Source organism: Aquimarina latercula DSM 2041 (assembly GCF_000430645.1).
GTDB lineage: Bacteria > Bacteroidota > Bacteroidia > Flavobacteriales > Flavobacteriaceae > Aquimarina > Aquimarina latercula.
On sequence record NZ_AUMK01000012.1, the window covers coordinates 50902 to 74837 of the forward strand.

The 23936-nt window shown below is 30.4% G+C and carries 16 protein-coding genes; 11 read left to right on the forward strand and 5 right to left on the reverse strand.

Annotated features, from left to right (window positions below; all coding sequences use genetic code 11):
• Positions 1–1114: 1114 nt before the first annotated feature.
• Positions 1115–1384, forward strand: a complete 270-nt coding sequence (locus H526_RS0112115) for a hypothetical protein (RefSeq protein WP_027393246.1) — start codon at positions 1115–1117, stop codon at positions 1382–1384.
• A gap of 23 nt (positions 1385–1407) precedes the next feature.
• A complete protein-coding gene (locus tag H526_RS31785) occupies positions 1408–1563 on the forward strand; it encodes a hypothetical protein (protein WP_155839679.1) in 156 nt (51 codons plus the stop codon).
• A gap of 164 nt (positions 1564–1727) precedes the next feature.
• Here the strand turns inward: H526_RS31785 and H526_RS29045 are convergent, their stop codons facing one another.
• From H526_RS29045 to H526_RS0112145, 5 genes are all read right to left on the reverse strand, one after another.
• Positions 1728–3659 carry a carbamoyltransferase family protein gene (locus H526_RS29045; RefSeq protein WP_051336131.1) on the reverse strand — a complete coding sequence of 644 codons (1932 nt, stop codon included), beginning with the start codon at positions 3657–3659 and terminating at the stop codon, positions 1728–1730.
• Positions 3660–3713: 54 nt separating this feature from the next.
• On the reverse strand, positions 3714–4451 hold the full coding sequence (locus H526_RS0112130; RefSeq protein ID WP_027393247.1) for a tetratricopeptide repeat protein: 738 nt from the start codon (positions 4449–4451) through the stop codon (positions 3714–3716).
• 92 nt (positions 4452–4543) lie between these two features.
• Positions 4544–5350, reverse strand: a complete 807-nt coding sequence (locus tag H526_RS30865) for a hypothetical protein (RefSeq protein WP_155839680.1) — start codon at positions 5348–5350, stop codon at positions 4544–4546.
• Positions 5351–5616: 266 nt separating this feature from the next.
• On the reverse strand, positions 5617–6876 hold the full coding sequence (locus H526_RS0112140; RefSeq protein WP_027393248.1) for a hypothetical protein: 1260 nt from the start codon (positions 6874–6876) through the stop codon (positions 5617–5619).
• Complete coding sequence (locus tag H526_RS0112145) at positions 6873–8147, reverse strand: aldo/keto reductase (protein WP_027393249.1); 1275 nt, start codon at positions 8145–8147, stop codon at positions 6873–6875. The genes H526_RS0112140 and H526_RS0112145 overlap by 4 nt, the downstream gene beginning before the upstream one ends.
• Before the next feature lie 69 nt (positions 8148–8216).
• Here H526_RS0112145 and H526_RS0112150 point away from each other — a divergent pair, with 69 nt between their 5' ends.
• The 9 genes from H526_RS0112150 to H526_RS0112190 all read left to right on the forward strand — a co-directional run bounded on the left by H526_RS0112150 (position 8217) and on the right by H526_RS0112190 (position 23880).
• Positions 8217–10421, forward strand: a complete 2205-nt coding sequence (locus H526_RS0112150) for a peptidase domain-containing ABC transporter (protein ID WP_027393250.1) — start codon at positions 8217–8219, stop codon at positions 10419–10421.
• Positions 10422–10477: 56 nt separating this feature from the next.
• Positions 10478–11734 carry an HlyD family secretion protein gene (locus H526_RS0112155; protein WP_162144494.1) on the forward strand — a complete coding sequence of 419 codons (1257 nt, stop codon included), beginning with the start codon at positions 10478–10480 and terminating at the stop codon, positions 11732–11734.
• 130 nt (positions 11735–11864) lie between these two features.
• Entirely contained in the window at positions 11865–12026 is a 162-nt protein-coding gene (locus tag H526_RS31790; protein ID WP_155839681.1) for a hypothetical protein, read from the forward strand.
• 402 nt (positions 12027–12428) lie between these two features.
• On the forward strand, positions 12429–12611 hold the full coding sequence (locus H526_RS0112165; protein WP_027393252.1) for a hypothetical protein: 183 nt from the start codon (positions 12429–12431) through the stop codon (positions 12609–12611).
• A gap of 172 nt (positions 12612–12783) precedes the next feature.
• Positions 12784–13491, forward strand: a complete 708-nt coding sequence (locus tag H526_RS0112170) for a methyltransferase domain-containing protein (protein ID WP_027393253.1) — start codon at positions 12784–12786, stop codon at positions 13489–13491.
• Positions 13492–13497: 6 nt separating this feature from the next.
• Positions 13498–14820, forward strand: coding sequence for a hypothetical protein (locus H526_RS0112175; RefSeq protein ID WP_027393254.1), 1323 nt, complete (start codon positions 13498–13500; stop codon positions 14818–14820).
• 105 nt (positions 14821–14925) lie between these two features.
• Positions 14926–16749, forward strand: a complete 1824-nt coding sequence (locus tag H526_RS0112180; RefSeq protein WP_027393255.1) for an ABC transporter ATP-binding protein — start codon at positions 14926–14928, stop codon at positions 16747–16749.
• Positions 16750–17253: 504 nt separating this feature from the next.
• Positions 17254–18237 carry a TIR domain-containing protein gene (locus H526_RS0112185; RefSeq protein WP_035085447.1) on the forward strand — a complete coding sequence of 328 codons (984 nt, stop codon included), beginning with the start codon at positions 17254–17256 and terminating at the stop codon, positions 18235–18237.
• A gap of 117 nt (positions 18238–18354) precedes the next feature.
• Positions 18355–23880 carry an alpha-2-macroglobulin family protein gene (locus H526_RS0112190; RefSeq protein WP_027393257.1) on the forward strand — a complete coding sequence of 1842 codons (5526 nt, stop codon included), beginning with the start codon at positions 18355–18357 and terminating at the stop codon, positions 23878–23880.
• Positions 23881–23936: the final 56 nt, after the last annotated feature.

The window sequence follows — 23936 nt, forward strand, 5'->3', positions numbered from 1 at the left end:
AATACACATCCTGATTGAGATTTAGGAATCTGAAGGTTTTAAAGAATTATTTTCATAACACTACGTACTCTTTTTTGAAAATTCTAAATTAGATTATAACTTAACTTTTTTAATGGTAGGAAGTAAGTTTTTCCTATAGGAATGACGCGTAACTTTTTACTATAGTAATGACTTCAAGTATTTTCTATAGGGGTGACACACGTAACTTTTTGCTATAGCAATGACTTCAAGTATTTCCTATAGGGATGACACACGTAACTTTTTACTATAGCAATAACTTCAAGTATTTCCTATAAGAATGATACACGTAACTTTTTACTATAGGGAGGAGCTACAACTATTCCTTATAGGAGTGAGCTGCAACTATTCCCTATAAGAAGGAGCTGTAACTTTTTCCTATAGGAATGAGCTAGAACTATTTCCTATAGGAGTGACCTACAACTATTCCCTATAGGGGTGAGACACAGCTATTCTCTATAGGAGTGAGCTACATCTTTTCATTATAAGGAATAGTTTCATTACGACAATATTAGAAACTAGAAAAGTATTGCATTCTCTTGCGAATCTTTAGCGAACGAAAGCAACTTTTGATAATCAAAGAATGTATTTTAAGAATCTAGTATTTTACAAAATTCGTTGAGTGAGATTTTCAATATTTTAAGCGAATAAAAGCTTCAAAAACATCTTAGTTTACTACTTCTCTGTTTTGATTATTAAAGCTCTTAGAAACCCTTAAAACACGTTTAAACGAAGGATGAACTGTATCTACTAACCATTGCATAGCCTTGATTTACTTTTCTATGAATCAAAGAAATAATGAAGTTGAATTTACCTTCAACTTATTTTTGTACCTCTTTTACTACAGTTTTAGTAGGCTTAATTTATAGGGGGTATAAATTCGCAAGTATTGGTATTGTTGGAGTACGAGATATTTTGAGCTTTTTTTAAGAATATGGTTACGCAACGATACGTACCGTTTATATTTTTTTTGATTTGTGTATGCTATTTATTTTTCAGAAATTTAATCTACTTCATCGGTAGTCATTCTAAAAAATATCCAGAACATCCAATCTTTAGAACAAGGAAGCACAAGTGCTACTTGTAAAACTATTCAATGAAATATTACATATTAACAGCAATAATTATTATGGAAAGAAGAAAAAGAATCAGAAGGAAACAGCTTAAAAATACTCAGTTATTAAAAGACAAAACCAAAAGAACTTTAACAGATCAATCTAAAGAACTACTAAAGAATCCTATCATAAAAGGTATTGCTATTGTAGGAGCGTTTTACGGGGTGCTTTTTATCTCAAAATACATCATAAAGGAATATGCGGAAGTGGTGGCTGCTACCAAAAAGTTAAGGGATGCTCATCGACTTTAATATTTTATTGAAATTATAAGATTATGAATAGAGTAATAGAAAATGCATCAAAAAAAGATGTCATAACAACAGTTCTAAAAGTTCTTTCTGCTGTGTATCTGGTTATGAATATTGTTAGATTAGGAAAAGAATTGAATAAAAAAAGATCAAAAAAGGCAGAATACATCGTAAAAAAATAATGTAAACATGTTTTCCAAAATAATGAAGACCTTTTAATCCAAGCAAAACAAGGGTTTACTTCATTTTAAAGAGCATGTTTTCCAAAAGTGGAAAACATGTTTACATTTTATTAGCAAAAAACCACACTACGTTTCTTATAAGGGCTTTTACCATTTGTGATGTCTTATTTTTCAGGAATTAGAGTTAGTGTTCTTAACATCCAATGTCTGTTTAACTCATTTTTGGTATCATTATTAAGAAGTTCAATATTAACCGATTTATTTGTAATTAGTTCTTTAAGCTTATTTGATATTTCTATTTTGTTGTTCCAATAGGTGTTATGTAAATATGAATTTTCTTGAGACTCTGCAAGTAAAATATGATTAGGTAATGAAATTTGAAAAACGCCGCCTTGTTCAAATATATTCCCTTTCTTTGTTATGAAAAAATCATCAATTGCTAAGACGTCTAACTGATTAGTTAGGAAACAATTAATAGCATCTGCAGCAGAGTCAACAATTGGCTCGACATTGTTGTTGAACGAAGTGTTCAACAAAATAGGAATGTTAGTAATCTCGTTAAATTTACTAATTAGCTTCCAATATTTGGGGTTAGATTTTTTGCATACTGTCTGAATTCTGGATGTCCCATCTATATGAGTTGTTGCGCCTAAGATAGATCTATATTTCTCTTTAACTTTTAGTATGAAAGTCATAAAGGGATAGTCCTTTTTTTCTTCATTGGGAATGTCAAAAAATTCTTCAACTGAGTCTTTTAAAATTGAAGGCGCAAATGGGCGGAATCCTTCCCTCATTTTTATTATGGCATTTACACGACTTTTATTTTCTTTAGGTCTTGGGTCTGCAAGAATACTTCGATTGCCTAATGCTCTTGGGCCATATTCAGATTTACCCTGAAACCACCCAATAACTTTATTTTCAGCCAGACTATTTGCTACATCTTGGCATATATCAACTTTTTTTTCATAATTAATATAGTCATTCCAAGTTTTTAATATCTTTTCTATTTCATTAGAGTTTTCACAATCAGAACCCCAATAGATATCTTTCAAATTTGAAAAACTATACTCCTGTTTTTTATTTTCTTCGTGATAACATAATAAAGCACTACCTATTGACAGTCCATTATCAGCCGATGCCGGATGAACAAAAATATCTTTAAAGAAATTATTATATAAGAGTTCTCCTGAAAGTTTACAATTGAGCGCTACACCCCCCGACATGCATAGATAATTTATACCCGTTTCCCTTTGAAAGTAAGAAATTAGATGAACAACAATCTCTTCCAGTGATTTTTGCAAAGATGCTGCTATATCCATATGTAACTGTTCAACTTTTTGTCCAGCTTTTCTTGGTTCACATATCTCTTCTAATTTCTTAAAATTCTCTTTATTAATGGAATACTTACCTTCAGGTAGAAGGGTGTAAAATTCTTTAAATATACTGTAAAAACGTTCTGATTTACCATAAGGTGCTAATCCCATTACTTTGTATTCATCAAAGAATTTAAATCCTAAAAACTTAGTAAAATAATTATAATAACTACCTAGTGAATCAGCGCCTTGAATGGTTCTATAGTGTTCTAATTCCCCATTAATACCTTTATAAACAGACCCAGAAATACCATCTCCCATGCCATCTAAAGTAACTACTAAACTATCCTTAAATCCTGATTGAAAATACGCCGTAGCTGCATGTGCATAATGATGATTATAAAATTTTATTTTAGAAGAATCTATTTCTTGATCAAAAATATCCGAAAGCAAAAGTTGAATAAACTTTTTCCCTTTTAAATCGTAACCAAATTTTTTAAGAACATCATCAAGATGAACTTCCTCCGTACTTATTGTAAAATAGTCGATATCATTATAAGAAAAGTTTCCTGACTTTAAGCATTTTTTGATAGCGTTTATCGGAAAAAGATTCGTGTGTTTAATTCTAGAAAGACGTTCTTCCTCATATGCTGAAATTATTTCACCATCCACTAAAAGTACAGCGGAAGAATCATGATAATTATAAGGAGTTACAGCTTTACATACATTCCAATCTACTAGATTTGGTCCTCCACTGATCCCAAGAATCGTTTGTCTTTTCATATTAGTTTTTATGTCTTATTTTACTATCGAAGCCTATTTTAAGTAAAGAGCTTATTAATATTTGCAAAATTCGTTAATGGCAACTGAAATATCTTCTTTGTAGAGTTGTCCGAAAACTTCTCTAAATGCATCATTTTTTATATAGTTAGAGTAATTAAAAGCTAAAGAAAAATTTTCACACGCTTCCTTATTTTTTTGGAGTTTTTTCAAAACCGCACCTTTATGATAATAAGCTTCTGGGAATGTTTGATAGTACTTAATAGCTTTATTAATACTTTCTAAAGCTTCGTTATACTTTTCTATTTCATAAAGGCAAATACTTTTATACAAAAAAGTATCAACATTTACCCAATCTTCTCCAGAGCTATTTACTTCTTCTTCTATATAAATGTCAAAATATTCTATAGCTTTTTTATATTCTTTCATTTGCCAATAGGTTTTTCCCAATAAAAAAAGTACGGGTTCTCCTCTAGCTGCTAAGCCTTTAACATTTGGATTGAATTTAATTAATTGATTAAAATCATTAATTGCTCCTTCATAATCTCTTAAGTAATAAAGTCTAACAGCTCCCCTCCAGCCAATATGTACATTAGGATTATACTTAACTGCTTTATTCATGAATTCAAAATAATCAATATAATCTCCTTCTTTTATTGACCAAGAAGATTTTTCGGACCAGACATCGCTTAAAGTCGAATCAATAGATATTACACTATCAAAATAAATTTTCTGAATTTCAGAGCCTTGTCTTACATAGTCATAAGATGCTCCTTTTTTTAATAAATAATTCATTTTAGATTTATCATTCTTTGGTTCCGAACAACAAAGCAGAAAGAATGACAAAACAAATGTGACTAATATGTTTATATTATGAGAGTTACGAATCATGGCAGTATTTCTTTTATTTGACCATTCTTAATTTTAAAAGTAAGGTGTTTATAGGTGTCAATAACTTCTTTTCTATAAGAACTATTAGGAATCCATTCTTTAAGGTCTTTAGTCAATAAGAATAACTGCGAAACTATTTCCGGATTAAACTTAACTTCTTTAAAATGAACATCAGTCTCTTGTATACTATACCTCCCTGTTTTTCCATTACAGTTAACTACAAACCTTATTCGGACATAACCGTTTTGTGATGAGTCAATTGGGGATGAATATTTTTCTAAGAAATACTCACTTAAAAATCTCTTACCCCCTTTATATCTTGTACCTCTATTTCCATAATAGTATTCTCCAATTTGATGCTCATTGCAAATTGAAAAAGACGAATCACTATCTATACCTCTTTTATTCCTTCTAGTTGATATTAATCGTTTTTGGTAACTATAAAAAGAATCATTGCTAATAAATGATAATTCTTTTTCAGTTAATTTTGTTAGTTGGTATATTCTAAGATATTTTTTTCCTTCCTGTATTAAAAACTTATATCCATGGTAGGATAAGGTATCTATATCATATTTTTCATTTTCTAAAAAAAAATCATTCCCATTAAGAATATATTTACGGCTTAACAACCATTTATTAGTATCAAAAGTGTTTTCAATAATAAAATCTATAGATTCTTTAGATTTATTAATTTTTTCTTCCCAAACATTCTCGTATAAATCGTTAAATGATTTGATTTTAGGAACTTTAATCGCTTTGTGAAATAATAATGTTATGTTTGTGTCTTTGACAGATCTATACATTAAGGTGTTATTCTTTTTATAATTTAATAAAAAATTATTCCCCTTTATCTTTAGAGTATCAATTGACGAAAACGATATTTCTTTTTTTGAATTTATATTTAATAGTTTCTTTTGGGAATAATTTAAAATTATTGGGTTGGGGAATTCTATTGCGTCTTTATAATAAGATCCGGCACCCATCCATATTTCGTAAGATTTTTTTTTATCACTACAATTTAAACATAAATAACTCAAGACTAACGGGAAAAAATAATATTTTAATCTTTTCATTTTGGTAATTCGTTTATTTCTTTAAACTTTAGGTAAGAGTAAACAAATGGTTGATTAGAAAAATCATATCGGTAAAAAATATCGGTATTTGAGGAAAGGATTTCATAACAACTTTCATCGAGATAAGTATAAATTTCCTGACCTTCCTTTGTTAAAACTTCTTCAAACTTAATTTTCTCTATTCCAGTTCTAAATCTTGTACCTTTAATTGCAAGTCGCCCCAGTAATTCATTCTTAATCTCAGTATCAAAACTATAGTTTCTAAAAACTTTAGTTAATACTCTAACACCTGTGCTTACTGTATATAAACCGTGAAATGCATCGTAGAAGCCTCTAACTTCATGTCCGCTTTTATCTATATGTATCAAATCTCTTAGTGGAGTACTAGGATTAATATTAATGTATTCTTTTAGATTTGACGTAATAGCATTAAAAACATTATGTGAACATTGATGTACAACTTCATCTAAAAAAAATGTTTCATTACTGTTACTTTCTACACTAAAAAATGAAGTGCCATGAATATTTTTAGTCACAAAACCTCTCATAAATGGATTATTAAAACAGAATATCTTCTTAGTAGATTGAAGATACTTTTGATACTGATCTGGGGCAATTTCTTTTAGTATAGAAAACGACTTTTCCAGTCTATTTTTAATTAGAAGAGCCTCTTTTTTTAAAGTTTTTAAGTAGTCATACTGATCATTATATTGTTCTCTATAATTCGGAATAGAATTGTATTTGATTATTGAATTTCGTTCAATAATTTCCCAACCATCAAGAATTTCAGTGTAGATAGGATTAGAGTAAACACAAAGCTCAATACCAGGTGCTGAATCTAAAAACAATAAATTTTCAAATTCAAAACAAATCATTTCTTTTTCTTTGGAAAAGAGACTGATTTCACTTCTTTCTTTGTCCCATTTTAACAGCAACTTTTTTTCTTTTAAATCTTTGATTTTAAGATATCCAAGTTTAGGTAAATAAATAACCCCAAATTTATCTACAAATACTGTTATTTCAGAGGGTCTCTTATCTTGATGTATATAACCAAATAGAATTTGTTCCAAAGTCATTTTGGTATGATTACCAGTGAAGAAACCAAATAATAATGGTTCTAAAAACACATTGTCATCATGAAAATCAAGAAGATCAAATAGTTTTTGAATTTTTTTATATATAAGAGTTCTAATACTATCACTTAACTCATTTTGTCCCTTATTAAAATGGTAATCGAGAACTTCTTTTTTACTCATGATTCATTAATTTTTCTTAATTGATCAATGTACTTTATATTTTTCATTCCCACTAAAACATGATTTATTCCAGATTTATTAAAGTAATAGTCTAATGCTATTTCGGTCAATGGTTTTGTTGTGTTTGCAGAAATTATTTTTCTGTTGATTAAATCATTCTTTAACCTCAATGCGTTTTCGGTTAATTGTTTTTTAGTATATGTATACCAATGTGTTCTGAGTTCATTAAGCAAAATTAATACAGGTTTGTCAATTTTTTCTTGATATAAAACATTTATAAATGGTATCAAGTGCTGATTAATTGCAACATCTAAAGCTTCAGGATTGGCAATTATTTTTCTATTTTCAACAAAGAATTTAATAGGGGCAAAAGAAAATATATAAGACTTTTCTTTACTGATCTTATTTAATTGAATTTGTAAAACATCTATAAAATTTCTGAATAATTTTTCCTCTATATTAGGATTTAATTTTTTTATTTCTTCATCATAGGTAGCTAATCTTACAACAGTATTATTGAATGTTGTATTTAGAGGCCTGTTGGTAACCGAAATCATTTTATTTTTATGGATAAGTTCTAGTAGAGATTTAGTATTAAATTTTTTCTGACTTGCATCAGTTTCATTGAGATTATAAGGAAATTGTATGAATTTAAGATTTCCGTCTACTTTCTTTTCTGTCAATAAGTCCATTATTTTTTGTAAATCTACAAACTTATTGTTTTCTGGTAATGCAAAAGTATTTGAACTAATACCTAAGTATCTAATAATCCCTTTTTGGACTAAAGTATTCAAAAACTCTATTGCTGAAACGATATCATCATATATTTGAGGCTCTTTATTTAAATCTAAAAAATAACGCTCTACACTATGAAGCATAAAACAATCTATATAATCCCTCCCCAATCTTTTAAGTGAAGTTTCAATTTGAGACAAAAGGTATTTTGGATCTATGGAATAATACGAATTCTTGCCAGTTTCAAGATAGTTAAGTTGATTCTTTGATTTTACTTCATGGAAATATTGCGTATTGACACCACCAATGTATCCCGCTTTGGTTATAATAAAACTTTTGCTCGAAATATCTTTTCTTTTCTCAAATAAATTGCCGATAAGTTTCTCTGATAATCCATTTGAATAATTGGAAGCTGTATCAATAAGATTTATGCCATTATCGATGGCATATTCTAAAGCTTTCCAGTGTTCAATATTTTTTAAAGACATCCTATAGGTGCCAATACCTAGTCGCGATATTTCGTTCAGTGAAATCATTCATACTTATTTTATTCAAAACATACAAAAGTAATATTTTATTCTATTTTTGCCTCACATATTTTAACCATGCTAAAAAAGAAGTTTCCATTTTATAAACAATACGATAATACAGACTGTGGACCCGCTTGTTTACGAATTATTGCTAAATATTATGGTAAAGTGTTTTCTCCGCAATATTTGAGAGAACTTTGTCATATAACGCGAGAAGGTGTCACAGTAATGGGCATTTCTGATGCTGCAGAGGTAATTGGTTTTAGATCATTACCTGTTAATGTAACCTGGGATTCTTTAGAAAAGGAAGTGCCGTTACCCTGTATTGCACATTGGAAGCAACGTCATTTTGTGGTTGTTTATAAGGTAGAGAAAGACAAAGTATACATTTCAGATCCAAATTTCGGTCTTTTGAATTATTCTCGGGAGCAGTTCATTAAAGCTTGGCAGAATACAAAATATTTAGAAAAAGATGATGAAGGTTTGCTTATTTTATTGGAGCCGACACCAGAATTTCATAGCAATTCTGATGTCAAAGAAAAGCAAATAGGGTTTAAATCTCTCATCCCTTATTTGACCAATTATAAAAAGTATTATTTTCAATTAATTGCAGGATTAGTTGTAGGAAGTGTAATTCAAATAATTTTACCATTCTTAACCCAATCCATTGTAGATCGTGGAATTAATTACAGAGATCTTAATTTTATTTACATCATATTAATAGCTCAATTAACCCTGTTCCTTTCGCAAACTAGTGTTAATATTATTAGAAGTTGGCTTTTAGTATATACCGGGTCAAAAATAAATATTGCTTTAACGGCCGATTTTTTGGTTAAATTATTAAAACTTCCAGTATCATTTTTTAGTTCGAAAATCTCTAGTGACATTTTACAAAGGGTTCAGGATTCATCAAGGATAGAAAATTTTTTATCAAGTTCTCCAAATACTGTATTTTCAGTATTCAACATGATCATTTTTTCAGTTATTCTTTTTTATTATAGTCCCATTATTTTCTTAATTTTTCTGCTTGGTGCTAGTCTTTATCTTCTTTGGATATTTCTTTTTATGAAAAAAAGAGCAGAAATAGACCATAAAAGATTTCAAGAATCATCAGGAGGTTCTTTCAATTTGTTGCAAATTGTGGATGGTATTCAAGAAATAAAAATTAATAACTCAGAAAAAAGAAGAAGATGGGATTGGGAAGAACAAAGAATAAAATTGTACAAAACTTCTATAAAAAGTTTGAAACTAGCTCAAATACAAAACAATGGAGCAAGTTTTTTTAATGAATTAAAAAACATAATAATATCATATGTAGCGGCAGTATCAGTAATTGAGGGGTCTATGACATTAGGTATGATGCTGGCTGTGCAATATATCATAGGTCAAATTAATGCACCATTAATAGGGTTAGTGCAGTTTTTTAAAGATATGCAGGATGCTAAAATTAGTCTTAAAAGGATTAATGAAGTACATGGGCTAGAGGATGAAAATAATTTAGAAATTTCACAAAAAAATATACCCACTGATGATATTACTCTGAATAAGATAAAATTTCAATATGGAGGAATTAGATCAAAAGTTATATTAGAAGATGTAAGTTTTCAGATTCCTAATGGAAAAGTTACGGCAGTGGTTGGAGCAAGTGGTAGTGGTAAGACTACTTTATTAAAACTACTACTTAAGCTTTATAACCCAACTTCAGGAACAATAAAAATAGGAGGAGCCAATATTGAAAATCTTGACACAAAAGAATGGAGAAGTAAGTGTGGTGTGGTTATGCAAGATGGTTTTATCTTTACTGATTCAATTGCACGTAATATAACGGAATCAAATTCCGAAGGACTTATTGATAAAGAGAGATTACAAAGAGCTGTTCAAATAGCTAATATAGAAGGTTTTGTTGAGTCACTTCCAGGAGGGTATAATACCAGGATTGGACCACCTGGAACTAGTGGAGTAAGTGTTAGTGGAGGACAGGCACAACGAATATTGATTGCTCGCGCTGTTTATAAAAATCCTGATATATTATTTTTTGATGAAGCCACATCGGCATTAGATGCTAATAATGAAAAAGTAATAATGGAGAATTTGGAAAGATTTTTTATGAATAGAACTGTTTTAATTATAGCCCACCGATTAAGTACTGTAAAAAATGCAGATCAAATTATTGTCTTGGACAAGGGAAGCGTTATTGAACAAGGAACTCATATAGAACTTACTAACCTAAGGGGTGTATATTATACGTTAGTGAAAAATCAATTAGAATTAGGGAATTAGGTATGTCTGGTAGGAAAATAAAGAAAATTGATCTGTTTGATAATAAAAGTGATTTTGTGAAAGAAGTATTATACAAAACTCCCAATTGGATCATAACTTGGGGTAATACTATTTTTTTATTATTCATAGGACTATTACTATTATTAAGCTGGCTAATAAAATACCCCGATGTGATTTTAAGCGAAGCTATAATCACTTCTTCAAATCCTTCTATCAAAATTATTGCCCAAAATAATGGGAAAATACAACATCTTTTTATTTCCGAAAATGAAATTGCAAAGGAGAACAAATGGCTTTGTATAATAGAAAATACAGCAGATTATAAGGATGTACTTAAGTTGAAGGAATTTTTATTGCCAAAAAAAACATTGTTAAACGATTCACTATTATTTAAAAGCGTGGAGAATTTAAAATACCCTAATCTTAATCTTGGAGAAATACAACAAAATTATAATGATTTTTTAAAAGCAGCCAAAGAATACGGTAATTTTATTAAGAACAGACCGCAACTTGTTTCAAATGAGTATAATCAACAAAGGCTTAAGAAATATTACCTTTTAAAACAAGAATTATTTTCGCAAAAAAAGCTCGCTTCCAAAAAGCAAAAACTTTTACAAGAGGATTATGATAGAAACCTAATTCTATTCAAAAAAGGAGTAATTTCTAAAAAAGAACTTGAAAACAAAGAAATCACTCTTTTAGAACAGCAGCAAAGTCTTAAGAATATTGATTCTGAATTAGCTAGATTAGAAACTGAAGTAAATTTAGTTTTAAGAGAAGCTTCTGGGCTAAGCATGAATGATATAGAATTTGTTCTCGAATATCAGACTAACTTAGTAAATAGTTATTATGTATTGATCGAGACTATTGATAATTGGGAACAAAAATATGTTCTGAAATCTCCGATAGAGGGAAGGGTTAACTTTTTTAATTTTTGGAGCAAAAATCAATTTGTCAAACAAGGAGATAATTTTTCAATAATTACGCCTATTACCCAAGACACTGTTTTTGCAAGGGTTAAAATACCTATACAAAATGCGGGAAAGATTAAAAAAGATCAACAAGTTCTCATCAAGTTAAATAGCTATCCGTTTGAGGAGTATGGTGTTATATTGGGTAAAATTAAACAAATTACCTCGGTCTCGGATAATAATTTTTACACAGGATATGTTTTGTTGGAAAATGGTTTAAGCACAACATATGATAAAGAATTAGAACTAAAAAATGAATTATTAGGTAATGCCGAAATCGTTACAGAAAACCTAAGATTGATTGAAAGATTTTTCTATAAAATTATAAAGCAAATAAAATAAATCCTTTATAGTAACATTTTTTAGGAATAATACACTAATAAATGAGAAGAGGCGTAAATAATATATTTTCTAAACAAAAATTATTATAATTGTGCCTTGAAATAATTATTTAACTTTTAAAAATTAAATTATGAGTAGATTATCATTAGATGCTTTTAAAGCTAAAGCACAAACTAGTCAATCAGAAGAATTAGAAAATCTTACAGGTGGTATTTTAGGTGCCTGTCATCCTGGTGAAAAAAGCTGGTTCACCGAAATTATCGAAGAGATTTTGGATGATTTGAATAATTAGAAATATATTTTTCTAGTTCTACGGAATAGTTAGACAGTTGTCTACAATTAATTAAGTCCAGAGAAAAAAGTTTCTCTGGATTTTTTGATCTTAAACATTATTATGATCCCTTGTTTGAGCTATTGTTAAAAATTTTTGAACTGAAAAAATACTTTTGCCCAGTTTATAATAATGTTGTTCAGGAATAAGGTGCTAAAATAAAAAAATAAGATTATAATATCTCAGTAGAACTTAGGTGAAATTTAGTTGTTTTCAAAAAAATCTTAAAAAAATTAAAATTTACAGGTAACATTCTTTAAGAATAAGACACTTATATAAAGCGAGCAATAATATTATTTTTTCTAATAAAATTTATTATCATTGCTACTTGAAATAATTATTTTAACTTTTAAAAATTAAATTATGAGTAGATTATCATTAGATGCTTTTAAAGCAAAAGCGCAAACTAGTCAATCAGAAGAATTAGAAAACCTTACAGGTGGAATTTTAGGTGCTTGTCACCCGTCGGATGCTGAGATGATAGCAGAAGGATATAGTAACCTTTTGCAAACTTTGCATGATAAAATAGAAGATCTTCTTAAATAGTAATATCCGTTATTTAACAAAAGAAAAAGGAGGGATTCCTTCTTTTTTCTTTTGTAATAAGCTTTACCTCTTTTTAATTCACTACTCTGTAGAATATGGCGAGTTTCTGAAAGGTATAAAAAAAATTATTTGGTACTGAATCATAAGTAGATATTTTTTAAATTGATTTTAAATGAATGCAGGAGATAAAATAGGAACAAAAAATGCAGCTTGGTCATTTTCTGGTAAAGTTCCTACAAGTTTTGATAATCACGTATCTAAATCAGTACCTCTTTATAACCAAGGTCATGATTTGACCTGTAGATTGAGTGATTTTTTTATATCAGATGGCTCCATCTGTTATGAAATAGGGAGTAGTACTGGGGAATTAACAAAGAAAATATCATTACATAATCAACATAAAAATGTTCAGATTATTGGAATTGACCCGGTAATTGAAATGATTGATGTTGCCAATGAAAAGTGTAAGGATATACCTAATGTATCTTTTGTCTGTGATGACATTTTGAATTTAGATCTTCAAAAGGCTGATTTAATCGTCTCTTATTACACGATTCAATTTATTAAACCTAGAATACGTCAATTAATATTTGATAAAATATATGAATCCTTAAATTGGGGCGGAGCTTTTATTCTTTTCGAAAAGGTAAGAGCTTGTGATGCACGTTTTCAGGATATAATGACAGCACTTTATACCGATTACAAATTAGAACAAGGGTATACCGAAGAAGAGATAGTGTCTAAAACAAGAAGTCTTAAAGGCGTTTTGGAGCCTTTTTCGACTAATGGTAATTTAGATTTACTCAAAAGAGCTGGTTTTGTAGATGTCACATCTATTATGAAGTACGTTTCATTTGAAGGATTTTTAGCAATAAAGTAATCATATATGATTTTTAATAAAGAATGCACATCCTTTGGTGATGTATCTGTTTACCTAGAAGAAAAAGATTTACATAATTATTATGCAGAATCATTTTATCTTTTAAATTCTCATTTAAAGTACTTACATTATAATATTAACAAGTTCTCAAAAACTCCTAAAAGCCGCACAGAATATTACGAACTTCTTTACAAGGCTTTTTCTCACAATGCCAAAGAAATTACTAAGCTAGTAGATTTACTAGGTTCAAATGTTGATTTGTCGGCTTATACTAATATTAGACCTAATAAAACGGATGATACTCAGATGCTTTTAAAGGACTATTTTTACTTAAGTAGAGACTGGAGCGATTTGGATAGTGGTGAGAATCAAGTAAATAAAATCAATGAGGAGATAAAAACAGAATTGTCAAAATTAAAATTTGACACTTCTAATGCCTTACTTTTGGGAGCTGGTTCGGGTAGATTTGCAGTTGATTTACTTGATGTTTTTGATAAAGTGTATGCAACAGATAAGTCTTTTTCGATGGTCTGGCATTTCCAAGAATTATTAAAAGGTAAAAGCATAGATTTTTATAAACCTCAAACTAAGAACATTTTAAAGCTAGAAAATGTAGCTCAAAAATATTCTGCGAAGATTCCAGAGAAAGATTTACCAAAAGCAAATAAGGTAAACTATTTCGTATCTGATGTTTTGAATTTACCTTTTGAAGAAAAGACGGTTAATGCTATTTTTTCTATCTATTTCACTGATGTAATTGCCCTTAAATTATGGTATAATCAAGTTAACAAAACATTGACTGATAATGGGATTTTTATTCACTTCGGTCCTTTGGATTATTTTTTCTCTTCCGAAATGGAAATGCTTACTGCAGAAGAGTTTAGACAATTCTTTGAAAACAATGGCTATACAACTTTGGTGGATAAAGTAATAGAAACCCCGCATTTAGAGGACGAAAATTCAATGACTTATAAAGTTTACAGGAATTGGTTTTTTGTAGCTCAAAAACAGGAAAAAAAAGCTTTAAATATTCAGATTGAAAATGATTCAATTTTGAAGATAACAAGAACACTATCGTTTGAGACAAAGGGTGTTATTTCTTCTGAGGGGAAAAAAGAATTAGATACTGTTTTAGAACTCCCAACCGGTGCTTTTGAAGGAGCTTCTCCAGTAATTGAAATACTCAGGGAAATTGATGGCTCTAAGAATTACGCTCAAGTTTTAGATTCTTTGAAAAAGAAAGGTTTTGATATAGCTAATAAGGACCAAATCACTAATCTTCTTAAGGATTTTATTAGTCAAGAAATAATTACTATCGAGAATATCTAATTAATCGACTTATTTCTTTTAGTTAATTTTCTTATTAGAAACGTTATTATTATAAATTGATAGTCTAATATTTTCCAAAGACATTTCTAACTGTTAGTATAATTAATGAATTATTTTAAGCAAATTCTTCGCTTTGCGAAGCCTTATAGAACTTATGCAATATTAAATATCATATCAAACATTTTCTATGCTTTATTTGGTACACTTGCCATGGTGTCATTATTTCCAATGCTAAGCGTTTTATTTGGAAAAACAGAAAGGATAAAAGAAAAGCCAATATGGAACGGAGTATTAAATGCAAAAGAATATGGAGAAGGTTATCTCAATTATTTTGTAACGCAAAAGGCAGAGCAAGGCAATGACGATGTGTTAATGTTTATGGTTATTTTAGTAATTACAATGTTTTTTCTTAAAAATATCTTTGGTTACCTTGCAATGTACTTCATTACTTTCTTGAGAAATGGCGTCCTAAAAGATATAAGAAACGAGCTATATGAGAAAACGATTTCTTTACCACTTTCTTTCTTTTCTGAAAAAAGAAAAGGCGATACCATAGCAAGAATATCAACTGATGTTCTAGAAATACAACACTCTTTTTTGTCTATTCTTGAACTTATTGTAAGAGAACCTTTGATGATCTTATTTACGATTTTTACAATGGTGATAATAAGTGTTAAGCTAACTATATTCGTTTTCATTTTTATTCCAGTATCAGGTTTTTTGATTTCTCTAGTTGGTAAAACATTAAAAAAGAAGTCTGATAAAGTACAAAAAGAACAAGGGTACTTCCTTTCCATTATAGAAGAAACGCTTGGAGGATTAAAAGTCATAAAAGGATTCAATGCTGAAAATATTTTCGGAGGAAAATTTCAAGAGTCAACTTCACGGTTTTTTAAGTTTTCTAATTCCTTATTAAATCGCCAAAACCTTGCATCTCCTACAAGTGAATTTCTGGGAATAACGGTCATTGCCATTTTGTTATGGTATGGAGGACAAATGGTATTGGTTGAAAAAACTTTAGATCCAAGTCTTTTTATTGTTTATATGGGGCTCGCTTACCAGATACTAACCCCTGCCAAAGCTATCTCTAAAGCCAGTTATAGTGTAAAGAAAGGAAACGCAGCAGCAGAACGGGTATTAGAAATTCTAAATATAAAATCGCCTCTGGAAGACAAACCAGAAGCAGTTGAGAAAAATGATTTTAATTCAGAAATCTTATTGGATGGGATTTCTTTTAGATATGAAGACGAATATATCCTCAAAAACTTCACTTTAAATGTATCAAAGGGAAAATCTGTAGCCTTAGTAGGGCAATCAGGTAGTGGTAAATCTACCATTGCTAATCTAGTCACGCGTTTTTATGATATCAATAAAGGTGCTATTAAGATAGACGGTATTGATATTAGGTATACTACAAAAAAATCTTTACGAAGCTTAATGGGACTAGTAACCCAAGATTCTATTCTGTTTAATGATACTATTAAAAATAACTTGTTGATTGGCGATAAAAATGCTTCTAATAAAGATATAATGGAAGCTTTAAAAATTGCAAATGCATGGGAGTTTGTAAAAGATTTACCTAAAGGGATAGAAACCAATGTAGGAGATAGTGGTAACAAACTAAGTGGTGGTCAGAAACAACGTTTATCTATTGCACGAGCTGTATTAAAAAACCCTCCAATCATGATTCTGGATGAAGCCACTTCTGCTCTGGATACTAAGAGTGAACGTCTGGTGCAGTCTGCTCTGGAAAACATGATGAAAAATCGAACCAGTATTGTAATTGCACACCGATTATCGACAATTAAAAATTCCGATTTGATTGTCGTTATGCAAAAAGGCAGTATTGTGGAGAAAGGTACACACGATGAGTTAATCTCTAAAAATGGAGTTTATCAAAATTTAGTGACTATGCAATCATTTGACTAATAGATTTATTATTGGTTGACAAAAATTAGGCTCTTTTAAATATCGAAAAATCTCCTCTGTTTTATCTGTTAGTGTTTTATTAAACCTATTTTTTGAACTTATCTATATGGCCTGAACCCCTATTTTAATTATTTTGATAATAATTATGATAAAGACTTTTAGGAAAACCTTAAGCAATTCCATTAAAAAATCAGAAATTTTACCAATCACTTTATTTTTGAAGTATTGCTTTTTTATTCTAAATAGTTCTATTAATTTATGAATAGACTATTTCTAAATATTTTCAAATCAGAAGTTGTTTATATTGATTTCGGGTATCGTATTCCACCTTTTGTTCCTCTTATTTGCACCTTTTTGTTTTAAGGTGCTGATAGTCAAAACTGTAAAAAATTACGGTTTAAAAGTAAAACTTTTGTTGGAATATTTCCAATAAAAAATGGAATATTTCCAAATAAAGAAAGTAATTTTGTATAAGTCAGTTTTAGGTTAAAAAAATAGTCAGTGATGAAGAATAGAAGTTATGAATATGATGTGGCTTTATCTTTTGCAGGAGAGAATAGGGCCTATGTAGAGAAGGTAGCGAATAGCTTAAAAACAAAAGGAGTTAAAGTGTTTTATGACTTGTTTGAAGAGGCTAATTTGTGGGGAAAGAATTTATATGAGTATTTGTCAGAAATTTATCAGAATAAAGCAAGGTATACAGTGCTTTTTGTATCTAGTTTTTATAATAAAAAATTATGGACGAATCATGAGAGAGTTTCGATGCAAGCAAGAGCTTTTCAGGAGAGTAGGGAATATATATTACCTGCTAGATTTTCTGATACAGAAATCCCTGGAATTCTTAAAACTATCGGTTATATTAATCTGGTAAATAGAACTCCAGAAGAATTAGCCGTTCTAATTGAGAATAAATTAAAAAAGGATCAAACTTTTTTAAAAAACCGATGGTCGAAACTCTCTACCATGATTAGCCCCAAACCGTTTATTTTTACAATTAAGGTAGTTGATGAAAAGTCGCAACTGATTAAGCATGCGAAGGTAGTTTTAGTAGCAAACAATTCGACATATCTCGAAGGATTTACAGATGAGAACGGTCTAGCTCATTTTGTTATTAGAACAAGAAAATTATATACAGTTCTTATCGCCCATTCAGAATATCCAGCGGTGGTTTTTAATAGTATGAACCCAAAAGAAGATGTAGAAGTTACTATTGAAAAAACTAATAATTCAGGTTCGATTATTATCAATAAATCAGGACAAATCCCTGGGATTTCTGGTAAAATAGAACCTGTACTAAAGTCTGATAAGAACTTGTCATTGTATGCGGATAATATTGCTATTGAAGGAGGAAAAGATCAACCCTATGATTTTGAATTAAATAAATCAATTGCTCTAGAGGATAATAAGGGTAATATTGTATACTTAACGTTTAGGTTTTTTCAGGCAAGAATTGCTTTAATTGATTTTTATAAAGACAGAAGTATGTGAGCATATTTGAAGAGAAAATGGGGTTTTTATACTTAAAATCCAAAAAATCACCATTTTCAGGGGATCAGTACGTGTAAAAATGTCTTACATTTATATGGTCAACTAAAATCATTCAACATGCGATCATCACGGATTCTATGCTTCTTCTTATTTGCTACGATTATATTTTCTTGTAAAAAGAAAGATGCTAAATCATTAGCTGAAGCAAATACTTCAGAACTAAATAAATATCAAGATTATGTTTCGGACCTTTCTACCGGTGTAATTTCGGTATTAGATAATGTGTATGTAGTGTTGCAAACACCTGTTGAGGGTTGGGATGATAATCAAGAACTTTCTGATAAAATCCTTTCAGTTTCGCCGAAAGTAAAAGGAAAAGTATTTGCTGTTAATAATCAAACTATTGCTTTTAAACCAGAAGATGGTTTTAAAGAAGATACGGAGTATACCTTTACATTGAATTTAGAAAGTTTGGTTAAGGATCTAAAAGAAGACTTAGATGAAGAGTTTGTCTTCAGTGTTAAAACGTTAAAGCAGCAGTTCTCCGTGCTAACAGAAAATCTTCAATCCTATAGTAAAGATTGGCAATATGTAAATGGTACCATTACGGCCAGTGATCAATTAAGTTTTGAAAAGGCAAAACAACTAATTACTGCTACTCAAAAAGGAAAAAATATTCCAATTAATTTTGGAGAATCACTAGATAAAAGTCGTCAGTTTAGTTTTAGAATTGATAGTATACAAAGATTTGAAGATGATTCTGAGGTGACTGTAAAATGGTCCGGAAAATCAGTTGATATCGATACGGAAGGTGAAAACACATTGAACATTCCTGGGAAAAATAATTTTTCTGTAATAAGCGTATCTGTTTCCAATTTTGAAGGACAATATGTAGAGATTAATTTTTCTGATCCGTTGGAAAAAAATCAAAATTTTGATGGTTTAGTTGCCATTGAAGGAGCAAAAGGACTAAAGTATACTGTAATAGGTCAGAATTTAAAAGTATACCCCAAACAGGAACTAAAAGGAACGTTAGAAGTAACCATTTTTGAAGGTATTAAGAGTGTAGATAATTATAAACTTAAAAGTACCTATTCAGAAAATATCTCGTTTCAGCAACCAAAGCCAGAAGTTAGGTTGTTACAAAGCGGGGTTATTTTACCAACTTCAGAGAATCTGAAATTTAATTTTGAGGCAATTAACTTGCGGGCAGTAGAAGTACAAGTAGTCAAAGTATTTGAAAACAATGTACTTCAGTTTTTACAAAATAATGATCTTAATGGAGCAAGTAACTTAAGAAGCGTTGCTCGACCAATCGCTAAAAAACTAATTAATCTGCAAGAGAATACATCTTTAAATTTGAGTAAATGGAATGCTTTTGCAATAGATCTAAAAGAACTCATCTCGCCGGATCCGGGGGCAATTTATAGAATTGAGTTAAGGTACAGAAAAGCGTATTCTCTTTATAAATGTGACGGTTCGAGTGCAGATGATACTCCAATCAATGAATTATCAGAGAATTATGATAGTGAAGAAGAGTCTAGTTTTTGGGATAGCTCACAATATTATTATGAGGATTATTATGATTATGATTGGAGTGAAAGAGATAATCCGTGTAGTAATTCTTTTTATAGAAATAAGAAAATAGCTGCTAATGTACTAGCTTCTAATTTAGGAGTAGTTATAAAAAAGGGATTGAATAATTCGTATATGGTAACAGTTAATGATATCATCACCACTAATCCAGTTCCTAATACTAAAGTTACTTTCTATAACTATCAACAACAAGAGATTGGTGTTGCTACCACAGATGCGCAAGGAATGTCTGGATTTGATGCAGAAAAACAAGCATATTTTGCGATTGCTCAATCTGGAAAACAACAAACATATGTAAAACTTAATGATGGGAATGCATTATCTGTAAGTAAGTTTGATGTTTCTGGAGTACGATTACAAAAAGGTATTAAAGGATATATATATGGTGAGCGTGGTGTATGGCGACCTGGAGACACCTTATTCCTTTCTTTTATGCTTAATGATAATGCTAATAAATTACCAAAAGGGCATCCTGTAAAATTCAAATTAAAGGATCCTTATGGAAAAGTAATTTATCAAGAAACTAAAACAGAAGGAATAGGGAATTTTTATAAGTTTAGTGTAACAACGTCTGATGATGCACCCACTGGAAATTGGCAAGCTCAAGTTAATGTAGGAGGAGCCAGTTTTTCTAAAGCTTTAAAAATAGAAACTATAAAACCAAATCGTCTTAAAATAAAAACAAGTTTTGATGATGAGGTATTAGGAGCAAATAAAAGTATCAATGGAGATTTAGAAGTGTTGTGGTTACATGGTGCGGTAGCTAAGAATTTGCAAACAGATATTAATGTTCGTTTTAATTCTAAAAGAACAAACTTTAAAACATTTCCGGGGTATATTTTCGATGATCCTTCAAGAAGATTTAGTAGCGAAGAGCTAGAAGTTTTTAATGGTAAGATTTCTGGAGAAGGTAAAGCCAGTTTTTCCATAAAACCTAAATTAGAAAATAAAGCTGCCGGAATGCTACGAGCCTCATTTATTACCAAAGTCTATGAAAATGGTGGTGATTTTAGTACAGATGTTATTTCCAAAGACTTTTCACCATATAACACATATATAGGACTTAATGTTCCAAAAGGAGATAAAGCGCGTGGAATGTTGTTAACAGATACAACACATAATTTTGAGGTAGTCTCCGTTGATAAAGAAGGAAAACCTAAATCGGTAAAAGACCTAGAAGTATATGTTTATAAGGTGAACTGGCGATGGTGGTGGGATACCTCAGAGGATAATCTTTCTTCCTACAATCGTGGATCGTATCAAAATGAAGTATTTAAAACTAAAGTTTCCACGAATAGTAAGGGACAAGCCAATTTTAATTTTGAAATTAAGCATCCAGAATGGGGTAGATATTTAGTAAGAGTAGTAGATCCTAATGGTGGGCATGCTACCGGAAAAGCGATTTATATCGATTGGCCTGGTTGGGCAGGTAGAGCTAACAAGAATGATCCATCTGCTGCTACGATGCTTATGTTCTCAGCAGATAAAAACACATATAATGTTGGAGAGACGGCTACAGTTACATTTCCTTCTAGCGAAGGAGGAAGAGCTTTAGTAACTGTAGAAAACGGTACCGAAGTACTATCTTCTCTTTGGGTTACACCGCAAAAAGGAGAAACTAAATTCGAATTGCCTATTGAAGATATATATACACCAAATGTATATATACATATAACATTATTGCAAGCGCATAACGCTACAGCGAATGATTTGCCGATTCGACTATATGGAGTTATTCCAGTTTCTGTCGAAAATCCAGCAACTAGGATTGAACCAATAGTAAAGATGCCTGATGTGTTGCGTCCAGAAGAAACAATTGATGTTAAAATTAGTGAGACAAATGGTAAAGCAATGACCTATTCTATTGCAATTGTAGATGAAGGTTTATTGGATCTTACAAGATATAAAACTCCAAATCCATGGAATACATTTTATGCTAGAGAAGCGTTGGGAGTAAAAACCTGGGATGTGTATGATGATATTATTGGAGCATATGGAGGAAGTATCAACCAAATTTTTAGTATTGGAGGTGATGCCGAAGCCGGAGGAGGAAAGGCAAAAAAAGCCAACCGATTTAAACCAATGGTTGTTTATAAAGGACCTTTTGAATTAAAAAATGGGGAAACAAAGTCTCATAAAATTAAAATACCAAAGTACATAGGTTCTGTTAGAACTATGATTGTTGCTTCTGATGCTAATAATGCTGCCTACGGAAGTACAGAGAAAACAACACCAGTAAGAAAACCATTAATGGTGTTAACATCTATTCCTAGAAAAATAACTCCTGGTGAAAAAGTTACCATTCCCGTCACAGTTTTTGCGATGGAAAAAAAGGTGAAGGATGTGAATGTAACTTTAAAACCAAATAAAGGATTTACGGTAATTGGAGAGCCTACGAAACAGATTTCTTTTGCTCAACCAGATGAAAAGATGGTGTATTTTGATATAGAAGTAATCGATGGTGCATCTATTACTAATATTGAAGTAGTAGCAAGTGGTAACGGAGAAAAAGCTTCTTACAGTATTCCAATTGATATTATTAATCCTAATCCTATGACTACAGAGATTACCACCATAGTTTTAGAACCAAATAGTCAACAAGAAGTAGATTTTACATCTTTTGGAGTAGATGGAAGCAATAGTACTACAATTGAATTATCTTCTTTACCACCAATGAATTTTGAAGGTAGATTAAAGTATTTGATACGTTATCCTCACGGATGTGTAGAGCAAACAACTTCTGGAGCATTTCCGCAGTTATATTTAAATGATGTATTTACATTACCTTCAGATAAAAAGAAAAAGATACAGCGTCATATGGAAGCTGCTATTTATAGATTAAAAAGTTTTATTCAGCCTAATGGAGGGATGTCCTATTGGCCTGGATATAGTAATTCTAATGATTGGGGGACAACATATGCGGGACATTTCTTATTAGAAGCTAATAAGAAAGGATATGTATTGCCTATTGGATTTAAAAGTAATTGGATTAATTATCAGCAGCAACAGGCTAAACGTTGGAGAAGTGGTGGTAGTGATTTGGCGCAGGCATATCGACTGTATACTTTAGCATTAGCCGGTAGTCCAGATTTATCCTCTATGAATAGATTAAGGGAAACATCGAATTTGTCTAATAATGCAAAATTAAGATTGGCAGCTGCCTATGGTCTTATCGGTCAGAAGAGTGCTGCAGATAAATTATTGAATAGCGCTAATATCGATTTTCAGCCAAGGAAAAATCATTATTATACATATGGGTCTACTAATCGAAACAGAGCAATGGCTTTAGAGACATTAGTATTATTGGATGAAAAAATAAAAGCACAAAAGATAGCAGAAGAATTAGCTAAAGAGTTATCTTCTAAGCAATGGATGAGTACCCAAACTACTTCTTATGCTTTAATGGCAATGGCTAAATATGCCGCTTATGTAGGTGGAAAAGGAATCGATGTAAATTATACACTTAATGGGCAATCTAATAATGCCAATACAGATAAAACATTGCAGTCATCTGGAGAGTTGTCTATTATTAAGAATAATAAATTACTACTTAAAAACAATAAAGACAATACTATTTTTGTACAGTTGGCAACAAGTGGAATTTTACCAGTAGGGCAAGAAAAAGTAATACAAAGTAATTTTAAAGCTATCGTAGATTATAAGAATCGAGATGGAAAAATTATTGATGTTACTCGATTATCACAAGGAACGGATTTTGTCGCAGAAGTAACTATAACTAATACTTCTGGAACTGAAGTGAAAGATATAGCGCTTACGGAGATTTTTCCTTCGGGTTGGGAAGTTGTGAATACACGATTTACAGATTTTGGTTCATTCAGAAGTAATAAAGTTACATATACGGATATTCGTGATGATCGTGTTAACTTTTATTTTGATTTAAAACCAAGAGAAAGTAAAACAGTAACTTTATTATTAAATGCTTCTTATTTAGGAAAGTATTACTTACCAGGAATTCAATGCGAAGCAATGTACGACAATGATTATCTTGTACGTACCAAAGGAAAATGGATTGAAGTTATAAAGTGAATATAACAGAATAGAGTTGATGTTTTATCATCACAATAACTATATATGCAAGTCTA